This is a genomic window from Vibrio ouci, from assembly GCF_004551525.1.
Taxonomy (GTDB): domain Bacteria; phylum Pseudomonadota; class Gammaproteobacteria; order Enterobacterales; family Vibrionaceae; genus Vibrio; species Vibrio ouci.
In genome coordinates, this window is the sequence record NZ_SATR01000001.1 from 1 (window position 1) to 22,461 (window position 22,461).

19 protein-coding genes and 1 pseudogene are annotated in these 22,461 nt (G+C 43.7%); 12 read left to right on the forward strand and 8 right to left on the reverse strand.

Annotated features, from left to right (window positions below):
* A pseudogene (locus tag ELS82_RS00005) lies at nt 1–331 on the reverse strand (hypothetical protein); the annotation flags it as partial.
* Nucleotides 332–1,172: 841 nt separating this feature from the next.
* Between ELS82_RS00005 and ELS82_RS00010 the strand changes: the two are divergent.
* Together ELS82_RS00010 and ELS82_RS00015 are read left to right on the forward strand one after the other, a co-directional pair.
* The gene (locus tag ELS82_RS00010) at nt 1,173–1,679 is read left to right on the forward strand and encodes a cytolysin secretion protein (RefSeq protein WP_134833637.1); all 507 of its coding nucleotides are present in this window, start codon (nt 1,173–1,175) and stop codon (nt 1,677–1,679) included.
* Nucleotide 1,680: 1 nt separating this feature from the next.
* On the forward strand, nt 1,681–3,096 hold the full coding sequence (locus ELS82_RS00015) for a leukocidin family pore-forming toxin (protein WP_134833638.1): 1,416 nt from the start codon (nt 1,681–1,683) through the stop codon (nt 3,094–3,096).
* Between the two features lie 233 nt (nt 3,097–3,329).
* On the opposite strand, the gene ELS82_RS00020 is transcribed toward ELS82_RS00015, so the two are convergent.
* Nucleotides 3,330–4,187: an EamA family transporter gene (locus tag ELS82_RS00020; protein ID WP_134833639.1), complete on the reverse strand. Its 858-nt coding sequence runs from the start codon at nt 4,185–4,187 to the stop codon at nt 3,330–3,332.
* A 340-nt stretch (nt 4,188–4,527) separates the two neighbouring features.
* Between ELS82_RS00020 and ELS82_RS00025 the strand changes: the two genes are divergently transcribed.
* Nucleotides 4,528–5,625, forward strand: a complete 1,098-nt coding sequence (locus tag ELS82_RS00025; protein WP_134833640.1) for a hypothetical protein — start codon at nt 4,528–4,530, stop codon at nt 5,623–5,625.
* Nucleotides 5,626–5,734: 109 nt separating this feature from the next.
* Here the strand turns inward: ELS82_RS00025 and ELS82_RS00030 are convergent, their stop codons facing one another.
* Both ELS82_RS00030 and ELS82_RS00035 read right to left on the reverse strand, forming a co-directional pair.
* The gene (locus ELS82_RS00030) at nt 5,735–6,091 is read right to left on the reverse strand and encodes a VOC family protein (RefSeq protein WP_134833641.1); all 357 of its coding nucleotides are present in this window, start codon (nt 6,089–6,091) and stop codon (nt 5,735–5,737) included.
* A 108-nt stretch (nt 6,092–6,199) separates the two neighbouring features.
* Nucleotides 6,200–7,009, reverse strand: a complete 810-nt coding sequence (locus tag ELS82_RS00035; RefSeq protein ID WP_134833909.1) for a sulfite exporter TauE/SafE family protein — start codon at nt 7,007–7,009, stop codon at nt 6,200–6,202.
* Nucleotides 7,010–7,353: 344 nt separating this feature from the next.
* On the opposite strand from ELS82_RS00035, the gene ELS82_RS00040 reads away from it, so the two are divergent.
* From ELS82_RS00040 to ELS82_RS00055, 4 genes are all read left to right on the forward strand, one after another.
* Nucleotides 7,354–8,328 carry a DUF1852 domain-containing protein gene (locus ELS82_RS00040; protein WP_134833642.1) on the forward strand — a complete coding sequence of 325 codons (975 nt, stop codon included), beginning with the start codon at nt 7,354–7,356 and terminating at the stop codon, nt 8,326–8,328.
* 27 nt (nt 8,329–8,355) lie between these two features.
* Entirely contained in the window at nt 8,356–9,387 is a 1,032-nt protein-coding gene (locus ELS82_RS00045) for a methionine synthase (protein ID WP_134833643.1), read from the forward strand.
* A gap of 153 nt (nt 9,388–9,540) precedes the next feature.
* The gene (locus tag ELS82_RS00050; RefSeq protein WP_134833644.1) at nt 9,541–10,878 is read left to right on the forward strand and encodes a winged helix-turn-helix domain-containing protein; all 1,338 of its coding nucleotides are present in this window, start codon (nt 9,541–9,543) and stop codon (nt 10,876–10,878) included.
* A gap of 36 nt (nt 10,879–10,914) precedes the next feature.
* Complete coding sequence (locus ELS82_RS00055) at nt 10,915–12,063, forward strand: outer membrane protein assembly factor BamB family protein (protein WP_134833645.1); 1,149 nt, start codon at nt 10,915–10,917, stop codon at nt 12,061–12,063.
* 78 nt (nt 12,064–12,141) lie between these two features.
* Here ELS82_RS00055 and ELS82_RS00060 read toward each other — a convergent pair whose 3' ends face one another.
* The 4 genes from ELS82_RS00060 to ELS82_RS00075 all read right to left on the reverse strand — a co-directional run bounded on the left by ELS82_RS00060 (nt 12,142) and on the right by ELS82_RS00075 (nt 17,394).
* The gene (locus ELS82_RS00060) at nt 12,142–12,447 is read right to left on the reverse strand and encodes a DUF1330 domain-containing protein (protein ID WP_134833646.1); all 306 of its coding nucleotides are present in this window, start codon (nt 12,445–12,447) and stop codon (nt 12,142–12,144) included.
* A gap of 190 nt (nt 12,448–12,637) precedes the next feature.
* A complete protein-coding gene (locus ELS82_RS00065; RefSeq protein WP_134833647.1) occupies nt 12,638–15,280 on the reverse strand; it encodes a cellulose-binding domain-containing protein in 2,643 nt (880 codons plus the stop codon).
* 377 nt (nt 15,281–15,657) lie between these two features.
* Nucleotides 15,658–16,413: an alpha/beta hydrolase gene (locus ELS82_RS00070; protein ID WP_208733113.1), complete on the reverse strand. Its 756-nt coding sequence runs from the start codon at nt 16,411–16,413 to the stop codon at nt 15,658–15,660.
* Nucleotides 16,414–16,509: 96 nt separating this feature from the next.
* Nucleotides 16,510–17,394: a LysR family transcriptional regulator gene (locus tag ELS82_RS00075; protein WP_134833649.1), complete on the reverse strand. Its 885-nt coding sequence runs from the start codon at nt 17,392–17,394 to the stop codon at nt 16,510–16,512.
* A 112-nt stretch (nt 17,395–17,506) separates the two neighbouring features.
* On the opposite strand from ELS82_RS00075, the gene ELS82_RS00080 reads away from it, so the two are divergent.
* The 5 genes from ELS82_RS00080 to ELS82_RS00100 all read left to right on the forward strand — a co-directional run bounded on the left by ELS82_RS00080 (nt 17,507) and on the right by ELS82_RS00100 (nt 22,455).
* Nucleotides 17,507–18,667 (forward strand): MFS transporter, encoded by a 1,161-nt coding sequence (locus ELS82_RS00080; protein WP_134833650.1) that lies wholly within the window; start codon nt 17,507–17,509, stop codon nt 18,665–18,667.
* Between the two features lie 154 nt (nt 18,668–18,821).
* Nucleotides 18,822–19,580, forward strand: a complete 759-nt coding sequence (locus ELS82_RS00085; RefSeq protein WP_134833651.1) for an AfsA-related hotdog domain-containing protein — start codon at nt 18,822–18,824, stop codon at nt 19,578–19,580.
* Nucleotides 19,570–20,220 carry an HAD family hydrolase gene (locus ELS82_RS00090; RefSeq protein ID WP_134833652.1) on the forward strand — a complete coding sequence of 217 codons (651 nt, stop codon included), beginning with the start codon at nt 19,570–19,572 and terminating at the stop codon, nt 20,218–20,220. The genes ELS82_RS00085 and ELS82_RS00090 overlap by 11 nt, the downstream gene beginning before the upstream one ends.
* An 11-nt stretch (nt 20,221–20,231) precedes the next feature.
* Nucleotides 20,232–20,939, forward strand: a complete 708-nt coding sequence (locus ELS82_RS00095) for a dienelactone hydrolase family protein (protein WP_134833653.1) — start codon at nt 20,232–20,234, stop codon at nt 20,937–20,939.
* Entirely contained in the window at nt 20,926–22,455 is a 1,530-nt protein-coding gene (locus tag ELS82_RS00100; RefSeq protein WP_134833654.1) for an FAD-dependent monooxygenase, read from the forward strand. The genes ELS82_RS00095 and ELS82_RS00100 overlap by 14 nt, the downstream gene beginning before the upstream one ends.
* The last annotated feature ends 6 nt before the right edge of the window (nt 22,456–22,461 follow it).

Consider the following 22,461-nt stretch of genomic DNA (forward strand, 5'->3'; position numbering starts at 1 on the left):
AGGACGCATGCTTGCCAACAAACTGCACCTCACCCGATGTTTCCACAATATGTAGCCAGTGGGTAACGTTTGAGGACGACACCTCAATTGCTGGGAACTTTGGGGCAAAGCAATGAGTATTACCTGATTCGACAAACCGGACATCAAAACTTTCATCTTGATCCCACAGGTCAATACTGTATTTCTTTATCCTGGCATCATTCAAACACGAGCGATAACTGCCATTTTCAATATTTGTTGAGAGAAACGAGTTCCGATAGGCACCAAACGATAGGTGTACACTAAGAGCCGCTATCAGGATAAATAACGCACCAAAAATATACTTTTTCATACTTTCTAGGTTTACCTCCATAAAAATTACATTTCACCAGATTAAAGTGAAAACAACACCAGTACCTTGCCTAATTTATTATTAAATAAGCATTAACCTCACTTAGAGTGAGAGCACTCAGCGTTGGCATGAGTTATTCGTTGAGTCGCACTCATACCTACTCTTCAATCATTCTGGCGGATAAACCTCGGCTCTCGCGATATGTAGAGCATGGCGTTCTTTAACGTTTCCTATAAGAAATATTTTTGATCAACATCTCTCTTTCTCTCTAAATATAAAACTGCTGACAAAAATAAAATTAGAGCAATTACTTTAATCCGTCTTTTAACATTAAGCTTTAAGGAATTTTGATCGGTAAATATATCCTCACAAGTACCATAACCGCACCACCAAATCGAATAAAGAACATACACAATTGCTGATATATAAATTAATACCATCTAAAACATAAAGTTATCAATATATTGCCATTTGTCTCATTGGTTTAATCAAGTCAATGCTAACTATCAAAATTGTTACCAGACTAATGATAAAGTGCTCTTTTATCCGTTTCATGAAATAAAAACCATAGTATTTGTAAGAATTTACCTACCTTAATCCCTACAATTAACACTGAATAAACATCACACTTTAATAAATATAAATTCACAAAAGCTAATATAAAAATTCCCTTTTCCGAAACTTATTTACCGTGTTAATAAATAAAACACGGGATTGATTTGGAGTATTACTCAACTCCAAGAAGTACTTATTCCCGTAGGAGACAAAAATCAAAATATCAGAGATTAATAACTGATTATTGGTTTGTTATTTAGTAGGAACTCTTTACTAGGATTCTGGTATGTATAAGAAAAACACTAAAGTGTTAGGCGCAGTTACTCTGCTCTCTTCTTTAATCGCTGCACATTCATCTGCTGATATTCAGATACTCGGAAGTGAAAGTGAGATATCTCAATCAATCACTGATCACTATCAGCAATCAAGTCGGTTTTACGACGGTAGCTTGGCTAACAATGATGCACTCTACATTAACGTAGGAACGGCATCTGATGATGACATCAACAAGGCAAAATCACATATTTATCAGGGAGATATTGTCATCATCGATCTACGTCAAATTCCAGGGGAAGACGCCAAAATCGAACTGAGCCAATCGTTAACCGGTCTAGGTAGCGATAGCCCTCTTGTTGTCACCGGCGTTTATCAGGGCGACAAGATCATTAATTCAATAGTGGCAGACGTTCGCGATGAAAATGGTCAATCAATTAATAACCCTTCGGCTGAACTAGAAAGTCTCAACCATTCGCTGGTTCATGCTCTAGATCGTCTTGGTTTTGGAGGTGAGTAATATGAAAACTTCTACTTTTTGCACACTTTCTTTACTCGCTGCTTCTACCAATGCATTTGCCGACAACTATGTGCCTATTGTCGAAACTGTACACTACATCACTAGCTCTAAGATGACTTGTAACCTGTACACGAGTAAAGAATTCGATAAAACGCGCGATTGGTGTAATGCTGGTGCATCGGTTGATCTGCGAGTAACCGTTGCTCAAATGCGTTCTGTTCAATCATCAACTTCACAAGGCTTCACACCAGACGCTAAGATCGTTCGCTTTACTATTGATGCAGACAAACCTGGCACAGGCTTCCATCTGGTAGACGACCTGCAGCAGGATCATAGTTGGTTCCAGAGCTGGGCAAACCGTCGTACATACATCGGCCCATTTGCCAGCAGTTATGATTTGTGGGTGAAGCCTGTCTCGGGTTATGTACCGAAAAAAGTCAGCGATTTTCCTCATAATGAAAACAAAAACTACCAGCACCGAGATACGCATGGTTATTCAATTGGCATCAATGGCTCATTAGGTGCAGAAGTGGGTAAAGATGGCCCTAAAGTCGGTGGCGAAGTGGGTGCCTCATTCAGCTATAAGAATGAAAAAACACTGGTATTCGATACCAAAGACTACCGCGTGAACAACCGTTCTTCGCTGAGCGATTTTCAGGTCTCATTTGAGCGTGAGTTTGACGAGTGTTCAGAGCTAAGACGTCAGGAACTGGGCTGTTACTTTACCGCCGCACACTGGGGCAGCGGCTGGGTATTTGATAAATCGAAGTTTAATCCGATCTCTTACGCTAACTTCAAACCAAACTATGACGTGATATACGAGGCGCCTGTGAATCAAGATGGGACGACTAAGTTTGAAATCGGTGCCCAGTTCACTGCAAAGGCACGCTATGGCGATGTGATTCCCTCTGCGTTGTTCTCAGTATACGGCCCTGCAGGTTCGTCCTGGATCGCTCGCTCTATCAATACATCATTCACTATTGATTGGAGCCATCCGCTGTTTGAAGCAGAAGCGCACGTGACCTTACAGTCATTGAGCAACAACGATCTATGTCTTGATGTGTACGGTACCGATGGGGATAAGTCAGCTGAAGGTGAGCAAGTGAATGGTTACTCTTGTCATGGCAATTGGAATCAAACTTGGGGGCTAGACAAACAAGAGCGATACCGCAGTCGTGTTGATCCGGATCGCTGCCTGACTGTCTCTGCGTCGAAGACTTTAACGGTAGAATCATGTAGCTCTAACCTGGCTCAGAAATGGTTCTGGGAAGGTGACAAGCTAATCAGCCGCTACGTTAATAGCTCGAACGATCGCTATGTTCTTAATATAGTGTCTGGTCAAAACGTCGGTATCACACCGGAAGATCAAGCTACCCACGCGAGATGGAAGCCCGTTCTTCAACAAATTAAGCTGTAATCATTGGTACTCAAAAACGGAAAGCACTGCTTTCCGTTTTTTAATCGTATTGCTTCTCTCTGCAGCTAACGTCCTTCCTACGCTTAAACATATGAATACCCAGCTTTCCGGCTGGTATTATTAGAGGACACAAAGGTAGCATCGAATCAATGCCAGTCGCCGAGGGTTGTTTGATCCGTATTAGTTTCCCGCGAACCGCTCAAAAGCTAGATGACGAATAGAACATATTCAATCTAGTTCGATTTGCCTTGATTAGGTCTGATCAAACCTATTGCAAAAATCACTAAAGCTATTGCTAGCCACTCAGTCAAACTGTAGGTTCGCCCTTGAAACCACTCAATCAACACTAACCAAACGAACGCCAAATTGGTCAACACCGAAACTCGTGCCGCCGCTGCTGGAGAGTTCGCTGCATAAGTGATCACTTGGATGCGTAATGCGGCTATTCCACCCACTGCCAACACGGGCCACCAACTGGTTGGCAAAGCAGGCTGATAAACTAACAATAGAATTGCAATTACGCCACCTGCTGACAGGTTATATATGGAGTTTGTCGTCATCGGAGGCTCACCTAAGCGAGACAAAGTACCCAAAATGATAAACGAGGCGGCATAGGCCAACGCTGCGGACAACGCCAATAATTGCCACAATTGAAATTCAATGCTGGTTTTGTTGGCCATCAACATCATAGCTATTCCAATAAAAGCGAAGAGTGCACTTAAACGGGCTCTGATTTGTCCGATAGCATAAAACGTCGCAAATATCGGTGCGGAATTGAGGATCATCGACGCTTCTGCCGCGCTAGCACCTTGCATACCTAATACTGCATAGTATGCCCCGAAAGCCCACAATCCTGTGATTAAACGCCATCCATGGAGCTTCAGGCTCACAACGGGTCTACTCCGAGGAAATGCAATTCCACTTCCGATGATGTATTGCCCCATTAAAAGCCAAAGTGGGTGAACTGAGTGACTTCCGGTAGTTGTGATAATAAGGGCAATGGCAGCGGAAAGTATGCTTGCGAACACACCCAGCGCTATACTTTTCATTGGCCAACTGGGTGAAATACTCAACCGCTTCGGATTTTTCATTTATGTTCTTTTCCACTTTAAAACAGCCACTTGGCGAAATTAAGTAGATCAAACAAAGGTCACTGCGTCGAATAATTTACCAGTCATTAATTATAAATAACCGAGGTACTTCAGCATTGAATATTCACTTACACGCTTGAGAATTAAACGATTGTGTACCCTCATTGCAGGAACGGTTTTCCCGCCTTGAATCGCTAGCAAGCATAGCGCGTGCCATATCCCTACGCTTCTTAGTAATCATTTGGTCTAACAACCCCTTTCAATAGCAAATACATTCTAATGCGAAAGTCTTATTGACCATATACTCAATAATGGCGAGGTGAATGTTTAAGGAGTAAGTATGATGTTTAAGAAGAGTCTGTGGCTTGCCACTACGGTGTTGCTATTTACCGCAACAGCCGAGGCAGGCAAACCAATAAAGAGTGATGGAACCTATATAGGTAATGGCTTTCCTAGCGGTGAGCATTTCAACCTTATTCTCCATGGTAAGAAAGATACCCACGTGTGTGAAGCTTATGTAGAAATTGTTGAAATAACCGATACGGATCCTATTGATTTAACAGAACCATTTTATGCTATTGGTGACAAATACCTACCCGGTGAATGTCCAATACAGGATGGATTTGAATATCGCTGCGCCTACGGCAATGTCATTAGCATGCCTAGAGGGAGTGACAGTAGTCAGATCCTCATGGAATCTGGCAGCAAAGGGCCAGCCAAAAAAGCAGGTAGCGATGCTGATTTAGATTCAACAACATTGCAAGTGACAGATGCCTGTACCGGTTACACTGGCAATGATCCAGCCGTGGTCCGCATCCCTGAAGACAAAGATGGCTACGCCGTGTATGCCCGAGTTCTCGGTAAACCGACTGATGATGGTGGCCCAGATTTCAGCATCACGGGCCGTTCAATACCAATTATTGGGGATGAAGATGATAATACTGATGGGGTTTGGCTAATCGGGGTGATTGATAATGATGGAGCGCTGATTCCCGGTACCTGTGACGATGGTGGTTGTACGCTAGAACGTTGGGAATCAACTGAAAAAGGCAAAGGCGCAAAAACAGCGACTAACCTAACCGGTCTATTTAGCTTCAGCGGTGAGGTATGCTACTGGGAAGATGATGAATCTTGTTTAGATGGCAATACCAATGTTTGTACTGATAAAGATTTCTGCTGCACCATCGTTGATGAGTACGACGGAGTTGGAGATATCGAATATAACGGTACTGTCTACGATTGTGACATCGCTGATGATACAACCCTCGACGATCTTGGTATGTGTTTAGCAGATGGTGACGTGCCCGATACCTTACATTGCCGCACTTACGAAGAAGAGTGGATCTTCAACATTGAAGACTTCGTTAATGTCCTATTTGATCTTAATAACGATGCCTATAACGTTCAGATAAGACTATACCCATTACCACTTAAGTAACTTTAAACGAATTAAAACCATCAGGCTTTATGCTTGATGGTTTTAGTTTGCGCTTCTATCTACGAGCAACAAAGAGTTCGCGCCTATGTAAGACGCTTTGATCCCAAGCTTATTCAGAAAAACAGATTTTGTTGCTGTCGAGATCTCTAACATAAGCTGAAAATCGAGGGCCACGCTGACCGGGTTCACCTTCACACTCCCCGCCTAGCTCGATTGCTTTCTTGTACATTCTGATGACTTCATTCGCTGAACCGAGACTGAAACCAACCATTGTCCCATTGCCATTTGTTGCTGGCTCTTCATTGAATGGCAGCGCCGCGGCAAAGGCAAAATCATCCCCAAGCCAGTAAGTCATTCTGTCGCTGGGTACGACTTTCTCTAGCTTTGATTGATCAAACAGTAAGTCGTAAAATTTCGTCGCCGCTTGCATGTTGTTCGTTCCAACAACAAAGTAATTCATTTTCATGCTTCAATAACTCCGTCTAATTGAACGAACGATAATACTCCCTCGCTACTGACAGTGCGTGTCAGGAGATATGCTCATTATCACTACGCCCCATTAGTCAGAGTCAAATTAGCTAAAAGCCATGTTCCCTGCCATAGCCAGTAACAGCATGGCAAAAATCTTCTTGATGGTTGATACAGGTAACGTATGCGTCGCTTTCGCCCCGAGTGGCGCGGTAAACCATGATGTACTGACAATACCGAACAGAGCCGGCAAATAAACAAAACCTGCAAAACCCTCTGATAAAGAAAAATGTGCGCTGCCCGAGCTTATATAGCCGATGGAACCAAACAGTGCGATAACGATGCCACAAGCAGATGCGCAACCAATGGCTTTTTTCATGTCTATAGAGAAAAACGTCAGTAAAGGCACAAGCAGAGCACCGCCACCAATCCCTATCATCGCAGAGAGCCCACCAGTGATGGTCGTCAGTACCGTTAACACCCCTCGGTTTGGCATCTTACGCTCAGTCGGTGTGTCGTTTTTGCTGCTGTAGAACATCTTCAAAGCAATAAGAACAACACTAACAGCGAAGACTAAACGCACGACCTGTTCTGGTAGAAGTGCTGCCATAAATCCACTAACCAATGCGCCAAGCGCCACACCTGTCATGATCCAAGGTGCGAGCTCCCAAGGTACATTGCCATTTTTATGATGGGCAATAGCAGAAGAAGTCGACGTAAATAGGATGGATGCCAAAGAGGTCGCTACCGCTGCGATCACTACCTGATCGCTAGGTAGTACTTCGAAATACATCAAAATGACGCTCAGTATCGGAACAATGACAAGTCCCCCACCGATTCCTAACAAACCCGCCAAAAAGCCAACACCACTACCCAATAACGCACAGTAGACAACCAACAACAGTAACTCACTCACTCCATTCACCTCTTCTGTATCAACTTGGGCGTATTCCCCTATCGATATCTTCATATTTCCTTAAGCCCATTAATATAACTCGTCAGAAAATAATGAAACATGAATATTTCTCATGTTGATTGTGAAAGAAAACCATTGTTATTCGTTAAGTGATTAACGTTATAAAAGATCCACTGCTCTTAGCTCTAGAGGTAATTACAGTTGATAAGATTCTGATATCGAGTTTCATGAGAATAACTGTAATGGCTAGTGACTGGGAAAAATAAAAAATAACAGCAGAAAACTTACAAATAGTAAGGAATAAGTTCAGCTTTCACCTAAGGATAATAGGATACCAGATCACCATGAACAACGATTTCACATTTAAAATTAAGAGCATTAGTCTCGACGAAAACTACCACCCATCAAACAGCACTCGTATTACGACCAACTTTGCTAACTTGGCACGAGGCGAAAGCCGCCAAGAGAACTTACGCAACGCTCTAAAGATGATCGACAATAATTTCAATGCCTTAGCAACTTGGGACAACCCAACCGGTGATCGCTACTCTGTTGAGCTAGAAATCGTTTCTGTCGATATGAACATCGAAAATGATGGCCAAGCATTCCCTTCGATTGAAGTATTAAAAACCAATATTATCGATCATAAAACGAATGAGCGTATAGAAGGCATAGTAGGAAATAACTTCTCTTCATATGTCCGAGATTATGATTTCAGTGTATTACTGCTCGATCATAATAAAGGTCAATCTACATTTAGTATTCCCGATAATTTTGGCGAACTGCATGGAAAACTTTTTCAGCACTTCATCAACTCAAATGTTTATAAGCAGCACTTTAAGAAATTACCCGTTATCTGCCTGAGCGTTTCAGATAATAAGACTTATCAACGTACTGAAAACCAACACCCGATTTTAGGTTATGAATACCAACCGAATGAATCCTCTTTAACTGAGCAATATTTTAAGAAAATGGGCTTACAAGTTCGCTACTTCATGCCACCAAACAGCGTGGCTCCGTTAGCGTTTTACTTCTTTGGCGATCTGTTGAATGACTATTCGAACCTTGAACTCATTAGCACAATCAGCACGATGGAAACCTTCCAAAAAATCTATCGACCAGAGATTTACAATGCGAATGCAGTCGCAGGACAACGTTACCAGCCTAACCTGAAGAATGCCGATCATTCGTTGACTCAAATTGTCTATGACCGCGAAGAGCGCAGTAGGTTAGCTATTGAGCAAGGTAAGTTTGCTGAAGAGCACTTCATCAAACCTTATCAAACGGTTCTTGAGCAATGGTCTGCCAATTACGCCTAGTCACTTAACGCGAGCTTAAACAGTATTATGAAGACATTATTACCTACTTCAACAGCGGGCAGCTTACCTAAGCCGTCTTGGCTAGCACAACCTGAAACACTTTGGTCTCCGTGGAAATTGGAAGGCAATGAGCTGACTGATGGTAAGCAGGATGCCCTGCGCGTCTCTTTACATGAACAGCACCAAGCGGGCGTTGATATTGTCAGCGACGGCGAACAAACCCGCCAACATTTTGTGACCACTTTCATTGAGCACTTGAGTGGTGTCGATTTTGAAAACCGTAAGACGGTTAAAATTCGTGACCGTTACGATGCAAGTGTCCCAACCGTAGTTGGCCCAGTGAGTCGCCAAAAGCCGGTTTTCGTTGAAGATGCCAAGTTCCTACGCCAGCAAACAGATAAGCCAATCAAATGGGCGCTGCCGGGACCAATGACAATGATCGATACGCTTTATGATGACCATTATAAAAGTCGTGAGAAGCTTGCTTGGGAGTTCGCCAAGATCCTCAATCAAGAAGCGAAAGAACTGGAAGCCGCTGGCGTTGATATCATCCAGTTTGATGAACCTGCGTTTAATGTGTTTTTTGACGATGTGAATGATTGGGGAATTAAGTGCTTAGAAAGAGCAATTGAAGGGCTCAAGTGTGAAACCGCAGTTCACATCTGCTACGGCTATGGGATAAAAGCCAATACCGACTGGAAGAAAACGTTAGGGACAGAGTGGCGCCAGTACGAAGAAGTGTTCCCTAAACTTCAGAAGTCCAATATCGATATTATCTCACTTGAATGCCACAACTCTCGTGTGCCAATTGAGCTACTTGAACTTGTACGTGGCAAAAAAATAATGGTTGGCGCTATTGATGTGGCGACCGACTCTATCGAAACGCCAGAAGAAGTCGCCAATACTCTGCGTAAAGCACTAGAGTTCGTTGACGCCGACAAGCTCTATCCTTGCACCAACTGTGGTATGGCTCCTCTAGCCCGTGATGTTGCGGCCGGGAAGCTTAAAGCATTAAGCGAGGGAGCAGAGATCGTACGAAACGAGCTAGCGAAACAATAATCTACACGTCAGGCTAGAACAAAAAGCTCCCGTATTTCGGGAGCTTTTTAATTCATAAAGTCATTAGGTGTTTAATAAAACTATGGAGGGCAATTCAAAGAATCTGATTTTAAATTTTGCTAATCTATTCAAGTGATTAGCAAAGGAGTCGCTATGGTTCAGTCATGGATTGTCGGAAAGTGGCAATTGGATAATGCCAGTAACAACATCGTCAGTGGTTCGCAAAGTATTCACCTAGAGCAAAAGCAGTTCCAACTCTTGCAGCTGTTAGCCGAGCACGCTCCTGAGCCCGTATCGAAACAAGAGATCTTTGCGCAAATATGGCGCGATCGCGTCGTGAGTGATGATGCGCTATACGTCACTATCAACGCATTACGCACATCATTAGGTGACGATAAAAAGTCTCCAAGTTACATCAAGACTCTATCTGGAAAAGGTTATCAACTCATCGCTAAAACCTACAAGCTAGAACCGCACAATGAAGACCATCTTGATGAAGAGTTACGTGATAAATATCAGCGAGCACGCTTTTTAATCTCTCAAGGCGCATCCAATCATCAGCAAGGGATTGATTTACTCCATGAGGTAATTTGCCATCAACCACACTTTGCCCCCGCTTATGTTCAACTGGCAGATACCATGCTGCTTAACTTATTTACGGAAAGTGCTGAGCTCACTTTAGAGAAAAAACGCATTGAAAAACTGTTGCTACGCGCCCTTGCGCTGGACAGTAACCAAAAAGCAGCCCACCTACTATTAGGTAACCTTTACTTTCTGGTTTTTAAAGATCATTCCAAAGCACGCTTTCATTTCCAGCAAGCTGAATCCGTCCCCTATTCGCACTATTCTTTTGCTCAGTTTTTGCTAACACAGTTTGACTTCAAAGGCGCCTACATTGCGCTGCAAAAACATTTACAGTGCTACCCAACAGAATACTCAAAAGAGTGCGTTGCTTGGCTCTATTGCATGCAACAAGATTATGAGAAAAGCCATCACGAGATTGAAAAAATTCGCGAGTTTGCCGAGGAGAATATGTATTACCATGTTTCACTCCAAGCTATTTACGAGCAAAGGCAGGAGTATGATAAATCGTTCAAAGAACTCTATTGGTTACTGGAACATGTTGGGTACAACGAAGACCAACTCAAAACCGTTAAAGAAAGATTCCAATCCGAAGGATTACAAGGGGCATACCGTTGGTTAGCCACGGAAGATCAACAACAAATCTCTATCGGTCAATACGCTCCCCCACTCTCAACGGCTCGATATGCTGTCTCAGCCAATGATATTTCCTTGGCATTGGACTGCTTAGAGCAAGCCGAATTGCAGTACCGCCCAGAACTACTATGGCTAGGCGTCGATCCTAAATATATTCCACTACACAAAGAAGAACGTTATCAAGCCATTCTAAAGCGCCTAAATCTACCGATTCCGCATAATCTTAAGAAAACCTCAGCCAATCCTAAGGATTTACTTTCTATCACTCCGTAATGTTGACTCAAATGATTCAACAAATGGAATAGGACGATGAAACGACATCTTGGACTGCTATTAATCATTGGCTCTATCGCATTACTATTCGGTAAGGCGATAGCAGCCGAAAGTGGTGACTTATTAGGGAGCCTGAAATCTCAGGGGCAAATTTGGTCATCTCCAAAGGTTGATGGTGACCTTGTCTACTTTGGCAGTGACGACGGCAATATTTACGCTTATGACCGCAACTCTAGAAAATTAAAATGGCGCTACGCTACAGGTGGTAAAGTACGATCTTCAGCCGACTTCTCAGCCAATGCCGTCTTTTTCAGTAGTGATGATGGACTTCTCTACGCGCTTGATAAACGAAGTGGAAAGCTTAAATGGAAGTTTAACCTTAGCGACAAAGATGCCAAGCGGATCTTACCTGCTGGCTATGCTCCATGGGTATTTGACTATACGAAATCTTCCCCTGTTGTCGATGGCAATGTCTTATACATTGGTAGCTCAGACCATCACCTTTATGCGCTTTCTATTTCAACGGGCGAGTTAAAATGGAGCTTTAAGGCTGGCGATCGTATCCGATCTACCGCAGCTTTCAATGACTCTCTCGTATTTATTAGCTCTTGGGACGGCGGTACCTACGCACTAAATAAACAAAGCGGCGAACTTGTCTGGCAGCACATAAGCCAAACGCGCGTTGTCTCTAGCCCCACACTGATTGGTGATAAAATCATTATTGGTTCCCGGGATACTCGAATTTACGCATTGAACGCGCAGCAAGGTCATGTTCTTTGGGTGTATAAGTTTAGCAATGGTTCTTGGGTAGAGTCTTCCGCTACCAAGGGAGAGAACGACCACGTCTTCTACATCGGCAGCTCTGATAATAAACAGCTGATGAAATTCGATGCGAATACTGGTAAACCACTTTGGACCTTCAATACTCAAGGTTGGTCATGGGGAACCCCTACATACAATAACGGACGAGTTTACCTAGGAGCGACTGGTGCTGAGAAAAATTGGACGACAGTAAAACGCGGATTTTTTGCTGTCGATGCAGTCACCGGTAAAGAACATTGGAGTTACCAACCGAGACCAATAAATGATTATGTTCATGGCGGCGTATTTGGCAGTGTTGCTGTCAATAATGACGAAGTCTTTGTTCCTGATTTGGATGGTCACGTCTACATTTTTAAAATGTAACTAGGCTTATATACATTCAAAAAATACACATAAAAAAAAGCAATGATTCATCCCATTGCTTTTCTCTATCTGGCATTGCTACGCCATATCATCTTTACCTTCCACCAATGCATGATGACTGATAGAGCCATCCGTACGGGCTTTGAGGTGAGGTGCGTATTCAGGGTCACTCATAAAATCCAGTGCAGCTTGCTTTGATGGCCATTCGATGATAACTCTTAAGGCTGGGTTATCTCTATCCCCTTCAACACGTTCATGAGTCGCCGTTCGCGCTAGGTATTTTCCCCCATGCTTGTGGACCAGTTGGGTTGCAGGGCCAATATAGCCTGGGATCCATTCTTCTTGTGTCGGTGTTACTTCGATTACTGAGTAGTAGCTCGTCATATAAGACTCCGGTTGTATGTCGACTAATGATCAATTAGTGGTCGAAACGTCTTACTGAGTATAGGTAACGACTGCTAGAGTGCCATTTGACTGCCCTACGAACTCATCAATACACAAGAGGCAAACAAAAAGCTCCCGATAGTTGGGAGCTTTAGTCGTTTAACCTAATGAGGTGTTATTTCATTTTGTGTTACTGAGGGTTAAGACCTAAAGTCTGAAGCACTAGCTTAAAGTTATCTTGACGCTCTTTAACTGCGTGTACTTCACCGCTGATAGGACAATGGCTGTCTGGACAACCACGGTTTACGATACCTGAAACTGCATCGATAAACGCTGTACCTTGTAGGCCACCATCAACGTACTTCTTCAACTCAGCATGGTAGTTCCAATCTGCGTATGGACCACCTACATCATTGTAAGTCTGAACTGATGATACCCAGTAGAATAGACCAGCAATCCACTTGATCTCTCTGTTCTCTTCCGAGCTACAAATCAAGCCAGGGTTAGAACAGAAATCTAAGTCAGCATATAGCGGGTTAGCCGGTGGCGCTTCAACAACCGTACCATTCACCGTGGTACCAATAGTCTCAGGATCTACGTGTGAACGACCCATGAAGTGGTTCAATGTACCAAAGTTCTGACGACCCGTCGTTTGGATTACACCACGACCCCACCAGCCACAGCCTTCAACAGTACCGTTAGTATCGCTACCATCCCAGATGAACTTACCGGCTTTCTGACCTTCATAGATCTTACATTCACCACGTTCCCAAACCTGCTTCGACGTATCAACACTAGTTGGAACTTCCATACAGTGACCATCGTTTGTCCAACGGCCAACATTGCCATTTACTAGCAAGCCTTTTTCTGCAAGAACAGAGTCAGGTGCAGCAAAAACAGGAGCTGGAGCGCCATACCATTTCGCATTGGTCAACGCAGTCACTTCCATCTTAGGATCGCGTGGACATGAGTACGGGTGATCAATACCGGTGTTTGGATCCATACCGTAATCCGCATATTTTTGACCTAGCTGACCACAGCTCGCTGTCATTGGGTAGTTAACCGGTGCGCCGTAACGTACTTCAGACCAGTTGTTCTCATCACAAGCATTGTAGCGAATGGTTTCTTGCATACTCTGTGACAAGAAGGCTGCGATAGCGACTTTTGCGTATACAGAGTTCGTTGCATCATCTGCCGCGTCATCTAATAACCAGAAAGTATTGCCTGCTACGCCGACGTTGTGCATCGAGTTAAGGCCTGCTAGGAAGTCAGCCCATTTGTACACCGTAGACGGAGCCCATTGCGCTTGTGCCACTTCATACAGGAACGCTTCGTTGTTCATTGCATTTTCTGCACTGGCTAACTCAGAGTTTAATGATGCGATACGAGTCAAAGGACCATTTTGAACGCTTTCACCGACGTAATACAAAGGTACTGTTTCTGTCTGGTAGCGAGCGATTTTCGCATTCAGATCTGCACTGTCCGCATCAAACAAGATAGCGAAGACGTTGCTGTGCGCCGCTTTACGAATGTTACGATCACCTGACGTACTTCCTAAGAAATAGGTCGCGGCCTGAGCAGTTGGGATCGACTCTAGTAACGCAGGTGTCTTAATGTGATCAGAAACCTGTTTAACGTACTCTAACGTATAGTGCCACTGCTCGTTACTTAGTGCTGCCGTCGTTGCAGACTTAGAAAATGCCACAAAATCAGCTTTGTTCAGCGAATCTGCTTTATACAGCTCGAACGTTGATAACAAGTCTGAAGAAGCACCAGAAGCAGCATTCCACACTGCTCGCTTACCTGAATGCGTATTGTACGCAAAGTCACCGATACTTAGCGTCCAACCAAACGTCGCTTGTGGAGCAAAAGTAGAAACAACAAGGTTATGTGCTTGCGCCCAACCTTTGACATCATCAGTCAGTGCATTGATTGCATTCGCATCAAGTTGGCTATGTGTACCCGTTGCATCGACTGCTGCGGTTAGAGCTTGTTTAACGGCAACCACACCTAGCGCGGCACCTTTATCAGCCGTTGCTACATCAAGTACATCACTGTTAAGGATAATAGACGTTGAACCCGCCGTGTCAGCCGCTTGAATCAAGGTAACAAACGCATCGGTAAGTTTCGCGACATCAGCGAGATCCTGACTGTTTGCTACATTCACGCTAAGAGTTGATGGCGTGTCTAACGTCGCAGGGCCCGCAACCACAAAGTTACTTGGCCAACCTGCTACTTCTAGTCGTACTGGGTCAAGAGGGTTTGGCAATGAAAGCGCTGTTGTACCGCCGCCACCAGAAGAAGAGTTATCACAATCTAGATGATGCCCCCAACTGCTGTCGCTACCCGGAATTGAAGACGTCCACCAGTTAGCTTTATAGGCCACATTGTCATTGACCATAATGTCGCCACCTGTAGCGTGGTCACCTTGCGTCCAGTTTGGATAGACATTGAATTCAGCACATACGCCAACACCTGGCGTAGGATCTGGTGTTGGTGTCGGATCTGGGTCCGGAGTTGGGTCTGGTGTAGGATCAGGCGTCGGGTCTGGATCCGGTGTAGGGTCCGGTGTAGGGTCCGGTGTAGGGTCCGGGTCTGGCGTTGGCTCTGTACCGCTCACAAGTTTCCAAGGAGAGTCCCATTCATTAGCATAAGCGTCTGTAGGACTTTGTCCTGCATTAACCCACCACTTGGCTTCATAGGTATTACCGTCAACCGTTACCTGTGTTCCGCCTGCATATGATTTTGTGGCGTCGTATGGTTCAGCCGCAAACAAGTTGCCACTTAAAACAATACAAGCTAACGTAGCCGCCACCTTGTTCATCCTAAACATATCAGTTCCTTTTAGTTATTTATTTTCTAATTAGATTTCACGTTTTGTTTGATAATCCACTGATTAAGCGGATAAATAATCATCAAAAATTAAGTTAGCAACTCTTGGCGAATTTATCTGTCAAATCATCAAAAATCATACTGTTATGCGGTTAATATCACGAGAACCCATGATTCACCATACAAGTTACTTATTTGGGAAAAACAACACATTTACAACACAAATGGATATAGCAAAAAGATAAGACATGCTGCTAGATAATTAATGTAACGAGTATATATAGGTGGTTGTTTTAAGAGAGGATTATAGGTGGATGCTAAAAATCTCTAGCTCAATAAAAAGGGCTTAACGCACTGTTAAGCCTTAATTAGTATCTGCTATTTGTATGAGTACCTTGAAGCTTGCTCAATAAGATCAGCCACTTCATGTGGGTGAGATAAGATGGACGCGTGCCCACTATCAATTGTAATAGTTTCTGCGTTCATCCGCTTAGCCATCATCTGTTGTAACTTTGGCGAAACAATCTTGTCATCACCAGAGATAGCGTACCAAGATGGTTTATCAGCCCAAGCGGCATAAGTGACTTTTTCATCGAATGCTGACTTTGACATAGGGATTTGACTGTATGCGAACCATTTAACAACCTCAGGGTCACTATCGTGAGCCAATGCGTAGTGATACCAGTCAGGATCAATAAGATAGTTACCATAACCATCTTCTATAACCCCTTCCAAACCACGCATTGTTGCTTGCTCGGGTTCTTGTTTTTGCAGATCAGTAATCGATTCACCCACTTTTGGAGCCATTGCGGCGATGTAGACCAACCCTTTCACCTTTTCATCATCCCCAATTTGAGTAATCGGCATGCCTCCCCAAGAATAGCCGACGAGAATAGTGTCCCCTTGTTGCTGTTCCAGCACACGACGTACCGCTTCAACATCATCAGATAATGAGGTTAATGGGTTTTGCACTGCTGTAACGTGAAAGCCTTGGCGCATTAGAATGTTAGCGACAGGCCTCCAACTAGAAGCATCTACAAATGCTCCATGTACTAAAACAACATTACGAACCTGTTGCGCATATGCCAAGCCAGAACTGAATAATAATAGAGTTAACAGTAAATACTTTTTCACTATCTGCTTCCTTGTTAGTAAAAAGACAAACAGAAGTATCCATAAATACTCGCGCCGATTAACCCTATGAAAGTTGGTTGTTTCCCAACTAGGAGTTTATATTCCCCACTGATTCATACAGAACTCGATAAATTTCCTTAATCTAAGCGGCATTTTCTGATCACGCATATAAATTAGGTGCATTGGTCGAATAGGCAAGGGAAAATTCTTTAATATTTCTACTAGCTTTCCACTTCGCAGCTCTTCCTCTAATAGGATTTCTGGCTGGATGATTATCCCAGAGCCATTCAGTGCTGCATTTTTTAAAGCAAACCCGTTATTGATGCTTAAGTTCCCGTTGAGCTCAACTGAAATATTGGACGATTTAGAGCAGAACGTCCAAGTTCGTAAAATTTTATGGTAGTTAAACAACAGACAATTATGACGCTCAAGGTCTAGTGGAGTCTCAGGTTCTCCGTAACGGGCAATGTATTGAGGAGATGCGCATACAACCAAACGATAAGGCTGCAAAGGCCTTGCCACCATTCCCGAATCCGGCACATCACCTATCCTAAATGCTAAGTCGTATTGCCCCCCGATCAGGTCAACTACAAAATCACTTAGCATCAAATCAATTTTGACGTCTGGATAGATTCGCACGAACTCATGGATTGCGTTAGAAACACATTCAGAACCGAAAGTGATTGGAGCCGTTATTTTTATAACGCCGGATGGCTTTGAATTGGACTCCCGAATTTCTGACTCTTTGACTCGAATTTTTTCCAGAATCTCCATGCAATGCTCGAAATACAAATTGCCTGACTCCGTCAAGCTCTGCTTTCGTGTCGTCCTATTAAGCAATTTGATGGCAAGGTTTGTTTCAAGGCTTTTTATATGTTTCCCCACCATGGTCGATGAAATTCCCAATACTTCCGCAGCTGACGCGAAACTACCACTTTGAACCACCGTAACGAATGTTTTCATGCTGGTTAGCTGATCCATTAGACACCCAGAGTTGTTAGTGAAAAAAGAAAATGAGCGTTTTTATAACACAGCATTTCCAACATCATAGTGTTGCATAAACATTCACATACAATTTTGCGAGGAATATACAATGCCAATAGCAATATGGGCGCTTTCAATTGGAGCTTTTGCCATCTGCACGAGCGAGTTCGTTATTATGGGTTTACTGCAAGAAGTTGCTAAAGACCTCAATGTGACTATCCCCCAGTCAGGTTTTCTGGTCACAGGCTACGCATTGGGCGTAGTGCTCGGCGCACCTTTTTTAACACCCTTTTTAGTCGGGCTAAAACGCAAAGCGGTATTAATCGGGCTCATGCTTCTCTTTACCGTAGGTAACGTCGCTTGTGCACTGGCGCCAGACTACAACACTATGTTGCTAGCACGGGTATTTACTGCCCTTGCCCAAGCAGCCTTCTTCGGTCTTGGTGCTGTTGTGGTAACACGTTTAGTTGAACCTGACAAGCAAGCGAGCGCAATCGCAGCAATGTTCCTTGGAGCAACCTTGGCTAATATCCTTGGTGCACCATTCGGTACTTATATTGGACAAGAGATTGGTTGGAGAAACACTTTCTACATCATTGCTGTTCTTGGTGTTGTGTCCGCGATTTCAATCGCCAAGTTATTGCCTCATATCGAGACAGAAGCGCCAACTAACCTTAAACAAGAATTTGCTGCGCTTGTACAACCAGGAATGATTCGCGCTCTACTGATCACAATCTTTGGATTTGGCGGAACGTTTACTGCGTTTACTTACATCTCCCCTATTCTGACTGACATTACTGGTATGTCACTGGATTATGTCCCAGCAATGTTACTTCTATTTGGTGTTGGTATGGCCGTAGGTAACCCAATTGGTGCACGACTCACCAACAACAGCGTTGTCTTTGGCATGCGTAGTACGCTGCTAATTTTGATGACAATGCTTATTGCTCTCTACTTTGTTATGGGGTCAAACGTAGGCATGGTTGTTGTTACTTTCCTCTTCGGTGCAGCCATGTTTGCAACTATCCCTTCTCTGCAAACTTATGTCCTATCCGAAGCTGGTAAAGCACCTATTTTGGCCTCTGCTTTCAACATTGCGGCATTCAACCTAGGTAATGCCGGGGGCGCATGGCTTGGCGGTGAAGTTATCAACTCTGGTTTATCACTGCAGCTATTACCGCTCGTTGCCGCCGCTGTTACAGGTCTAGGGCTACTTTTAGCTTTCTCAGTACGAAGCAAAAAACAAGACGCTCAACTTGCTACGGCATAACTCACTTTAAACAAATGAATCATTTGGGGCTCTCATTTTTGGGGCCTCTTCGGTCGTATTTCTATCAAGTCCTCGTTCAAGCTTTATCTCTGGTGCCAACCTTTATGTCGATGGCGCAGCAACCAATCATGTTCAATTTTAAAGGAATTAAAATATGACCAATCAAAAACTCATTGTTTCAGACACATTCCGAGGTTTCTCAGATGGTGATAAGAACGTACTTACTTATTCATGTTTGGTAAAACTATTAGCATCGGGGGTTATCGGTAAAGACCCAATACAACTCATCGTCGGTCAAGGGGTAAAAGAGTCCGAGTTAGACTTATTGATCAACAAGTACAACGTAGCAGATCAACTGCCTGTTGCACCACGCCAAAATGCACTACCTGCAGCCGGCGTGGAATACTCTCATAAGCAGAAAATTCAAAACATTACAGTAACCCTTGCTCAAAAGAAGAATGATGAACATTTTAAGCTGGGCGTCATTTTTGATGGTTCAAATGAGTTTTTCCTCGACCACATGACGGGTAAACATGTCCAAGGGATGGCTGTCGTTGAGGCGATGAGACAATCTTTTCTAACCGTAACCGAGCAGTTTTTCCTGAATGACTCTCCGAATAAATACTATTTTGTCATTCACAAAATGGACACTCAATTTAAAAAGTTCGTTTTCCCACTTGATGCACATATCGAGTACGAAATCTTAAAAAGCAAACGGAAGCCAGGTCGCTATAACGCTTCGATCAAAGCTACCGTGATTCAAAACGGCGATACATGCGCTGTAAGCCATATCGATTTCACCGCTTTCGAACAAAGTTTCATTGGCGAACAATTAGCAGCCGATGCAGTGGATTACACCTTCTCTAGCAACGAGCAATCCACCAGCGAGGTTGAAGTGAAACATGCAGCCTAAAGAGAAATACGCTTTTTTTGACTTCGACGAAACCATTGTCTCTGTAAAAAGCATGTTTGCTTTTAAGCAAGCACTGATGAGCGAACAAGGATATTCCCCTGAAGCTTTCGATACCTTTATGCAAGAACTAAAACAACGTGCTGAAGTGTTTCCCCGCTCTGAAGTAAATCGCTGGTTTTATTCCACTCTTAAAGGCGTTGAATATAACTTCGCTAAGAGCGTAGCCAAACGTTGGAGACATAACCTAACAAGCAATGTTTATCTTGAACAAACCTGTCAAAAGATCCAAGAGTTTAAGCAGCAGGGTTATCAGATCGTTGTGGTATCGGGAAGTGCGCGTTTCATCATTTCGGAGTTTTTAAAAGAGCTAGGTATTTCTCAAGTGCTTTGCAGTACACCCGAAGTAAAAAACAATACTTTTACAGGTGAACTTATAGGCGAACCTGTAATAGGTATGCAAAAACGTCAGTCCATTCAAGCTTTTTTGCGTGAAGAAGATACCACGACCCGTGACCTTATCGTTGTCGGTGATCATATCAGTGATTTGCCAATGCTCGAACTCGCGACTCACGCAATGGTCGTAAATCCAGATGAACAACTAAAAAGTATCGCACATCAAAAAGGCTGGCTAGAGCTTTAACAGGATAAACAATGAAACAAATTTTGGCTTATAACGATCAGCGTTTTGATTCAACGCTATACGATTACGGCGACCAAGCACATGTGGTCTTTTTCCCCGATTGGGAAGGTTGCCACACCGATTATGCAAACAGAAAGGCAAAACAACTCGCTAAAGAATTAAAAGGGAAAGTACTTCTTACCGATATCTATGGGGCTGGTAAACAACCCGAAACTTATGTCGGTCGTGCAGATGCTTTCATTCACAAAACACTTTCCACCCCTGTCGAATTAAGAAAACTTCTTTCCGGACTATTTCCCATTTTTAAAGAAGTTCTTGGCGCAGAAAATAAGAAAGTAGCCTTTGTCGGCATATGCTTTGGAGGCTCGATAGCCTTTGAAGCCGGCCGTGCCGATATTGGTGTAGATGTTTCAGTTTCAATTCATGGTACACCCAGTTCTCCAGAGCCTCTTGAGAATATTGTGGGTACTCGATTTCTGTTGATTCAAGGAAGTAGTGATCCCCACATCCCACTAAGCTCAGTCGGTCAATTTATCAATGAAATGGATAACGCAAATTGTTGTTGGCAGATGCTGATGCTTGGAGGGGTACAACATAGCTTTACCAAAGAAGAAATTGGCTATGGTGGATATGGTTCGCGTTTCAATCAATACGCTAACGATCAGAGTTTCCAATCGGCTTGCAACTTCATTTTAGGAGACCATCATGAAGTTAGATAGCCAAATACTCATTAGTGGAGCCGGCCCCGTTGGGCTGACTCTCGCAGCCTTCTTAAAACAAAATGACGTCCCTTTTCGCCTTATTGATGAGCGTTCTGGCCCTGTCAAAGAATCTCGTGCATTGGGAGTGCATGCCCGTACGTTAGAACTTCTCAAACCACTTGGGCTCGACAAAGAATTCATAAGACTAGGGCGAATCACCCATGACATGCACTTTCACGATCAAAAACGTAAGTTGTTTTCGTTAAAGTTCGACTGCTTAGAAAATGACACTCCCTACCCTTATTATCTGATCTTGCCTCAAACCACGACCGAACGAGTCCTCATTCGCCACTTAGCTAAACAGGGAGTTGAGATAGAGTGGAATACTAGCTTATCTAACTTCGAACAGTTTGACGGCCACATCTCATGTCAATTGGCCCAAGGCGATAATCAGTCATCAGAAAGATTTCGATTCTTAGTCGGTTGTGATGGTGCGAACAGCCTCGTACGACAGAGCTTAGGTATTCAGTTTGAAGGCGAAACTTACGAAGCACTCTTTAGCTTAGCTGAAGTAGAGATAAGCGAACCAAGCATTGAAACCAATGCAACACATGTATATATGGCTCCGCAAACCGCTTGCGCGGTCATCCCAATGCCATGTGGTAAATACCGTATTGTCGGACCAAATCCTGACCCAAGTGGCATCAGTGATTTCACTCACTTTCAGCATTTCCTTGACAGTCAATCGCTGTTTTCTGACGTGACATTACACTCACCTAACCGCGTCATCGATTACAAGATGCATAAACGTGTCGCTAGTCAGTTCTCAAAAGGAAATGTCTTCATTTGTGGCGACGCGGCACATATTCACTCCCCTGCTGGCGGTCAAGGAATGAATACCGGAATGCAAGACGCCATTAACTTAGCTTGGAAACTTGCCTCCGTAACACGTGGTACTTTCCCTGAACGACTACTGAGCAGTTACAGCCTAGAGCGCCGTAATGTATCCAAATCCGTAGTTAAACATACAGACCAAGCCATGGCCTTTGTTTCTCAACGCGGTTTAAAAACTAAATTGCTGACTCATGTTATCTATCCACTCATCCTCAAATTTTACCAGCCAAAAAGTTTGATTGCTGCGATGGCACAACTTACCACTCGCTACGGCAGAAAAAGCACCCCAATTGGACAACGTTTTCCATGGATGAAAACAGCTCAAGGCTATTCCACGCTCGACCTTATCGACGGGAAAAACTGGACGCTGATGACCTTTGGCCCTCAGTTTAAAGACACTACAGCCGCTCGAGAAATCAATAATCTCCTTAAAGGCGCAATACAACAATTCCATATTTTTGAGAATAAGTACTTCAAGAGCGCCATCGGCCAAGCTGGCCCAGTCCCTTGCTACAGCATGGATATTCCTAAATCGTGGCGAAACAAAGCTGTCTTACTCCGCCCTGATGGGTACATCTATGCAGTTAGTGAGATCGAAGACAGCGCTCAAATCGTTGATTCACTGAAAAAATGGCTATAGGGAACA

Excerpts from the sequence above, each read along its gene's own strand:
- ELS82_RS00010 (WP_134833637.1), top strand. The coding sequence starts at position 1,173 with ATGTATAAGAAAAACACTAAAGTGTTAGGCGCAGTTACTCTGCTCTCT.
- ELS82_RS00015 (WP_134833638.1), top strand. The coding sequence starts at position 1,681 with ATGAAAACTTCTACTTTTTGCACACTTTCTTTACTCGCTGCTTCTACC.
- ELS82_RS00025 (WP_134833640.1), top strand. The coding sequence starts at position 4,528 with ATGATGTTTAAGAAGAGTCTGTGGCTTGCCACTACGGTGTTGCTATTT.
- ELS82_RS00075 (WP_134833649.1), bottom strand. The coding sequence starts at position 17,394 with ATGGATCAGCTAACCAGCATGAAAACATTCGTTACGGTGGTTCAAAGT.
- ELS82_RS00085 (WP_134833651.1), top strand. The coding sequence starts at position 18,822 with ATGACCAATCAAAAACTCATTGTTTCAGACACATTCCGAGGTTTCTCA.
- ELS82_RS00100 (WP_134833654.1), top strand. The coding sequence starts at position 20,926 with ATGAAGTTAGATAGCCAAATACTCATTAGTGGAGCCGGCCCCGTTGGG.
- ELS82_RS00050 (WP_134833644.1), top strand. The coding sequence starts at position 9,541 with ATGGTTCAGTCATGGATTGTCGGAAAGTGGCAATTGGATAATGCCAGT.
- ELS82_RS00065 (WP_134833647.1), bottom strand. The coding sequence starts at position 15,280 with ATGTTTAGGATGAACAAGGTGGCGGCTACGTTAGCTTGTATTGTTTTA.
- ELS82_RS00040 (WP_134833642.1), top strand. The coding sequence starts at position 7,354 with ATGAACAACGATTTCACATTTAAAATTAAGAGCATTAGTCTCGACGAA.
- ELS82_RS00060 (WP_134833646.1), bottom strand. The coding sequence starts at position 12,447 with ATGACGAGCTACTACTCAGTAATCGAAGTAACACCGACACAAGAAGAA.
- ELS82_RS00030 (WP_134833641.1), bottom strand. The coding sequence starts at position 6,091 with ATGAAAATGAATTACTTTGTTGTTGGAACGAACAACATGCAAGCGGCG.
- ELS82_RS00090 (WP_134833652.1), top strand. The coding sequence starts at position 19,570 with ATGCAGCCTAAAGAGAAATACGCTTTTTTTGACTTCGACGAAACCATT.
- ELS82_RS00045 (WP_134833643.1), top strand. The coding sequence starts at position 8,356 with ATGAAGACATTATTACCTACTTCAACAGCGGGCAGCTTACCTAAGCCG.
- ELS82_RS00080 (WP_134833650.1), top strand. The coding sequence starts at position 17,507 with ATGCCAATAGCAATATGGGCGCTTTCAATTGGAGCTTTTGCCATCTGC.
- ELS82_RS00020 (WP_134833639.1), bottom strand. The coding sequence starts at position 4,187 with ATGAAAAATCCGAAGCGGTTGAGTATTTCACCCAGTTGGCCAATGAAA.
- ELS82_RS00055 (WP_134833645.1), top strand. The coding sequence starts at position 10,915 with ATGAAACGACATCTTGGACTGCTATTAATCATTGGCTCTATCGCATTA.
- ELS82_RS00095 (WP_134833653.1), top strand. The coding sequence starts at position 20,232 with ATGAAACAAATTTTGGCTTATAACGATCAGCGTTTTGATTCAACGCTA.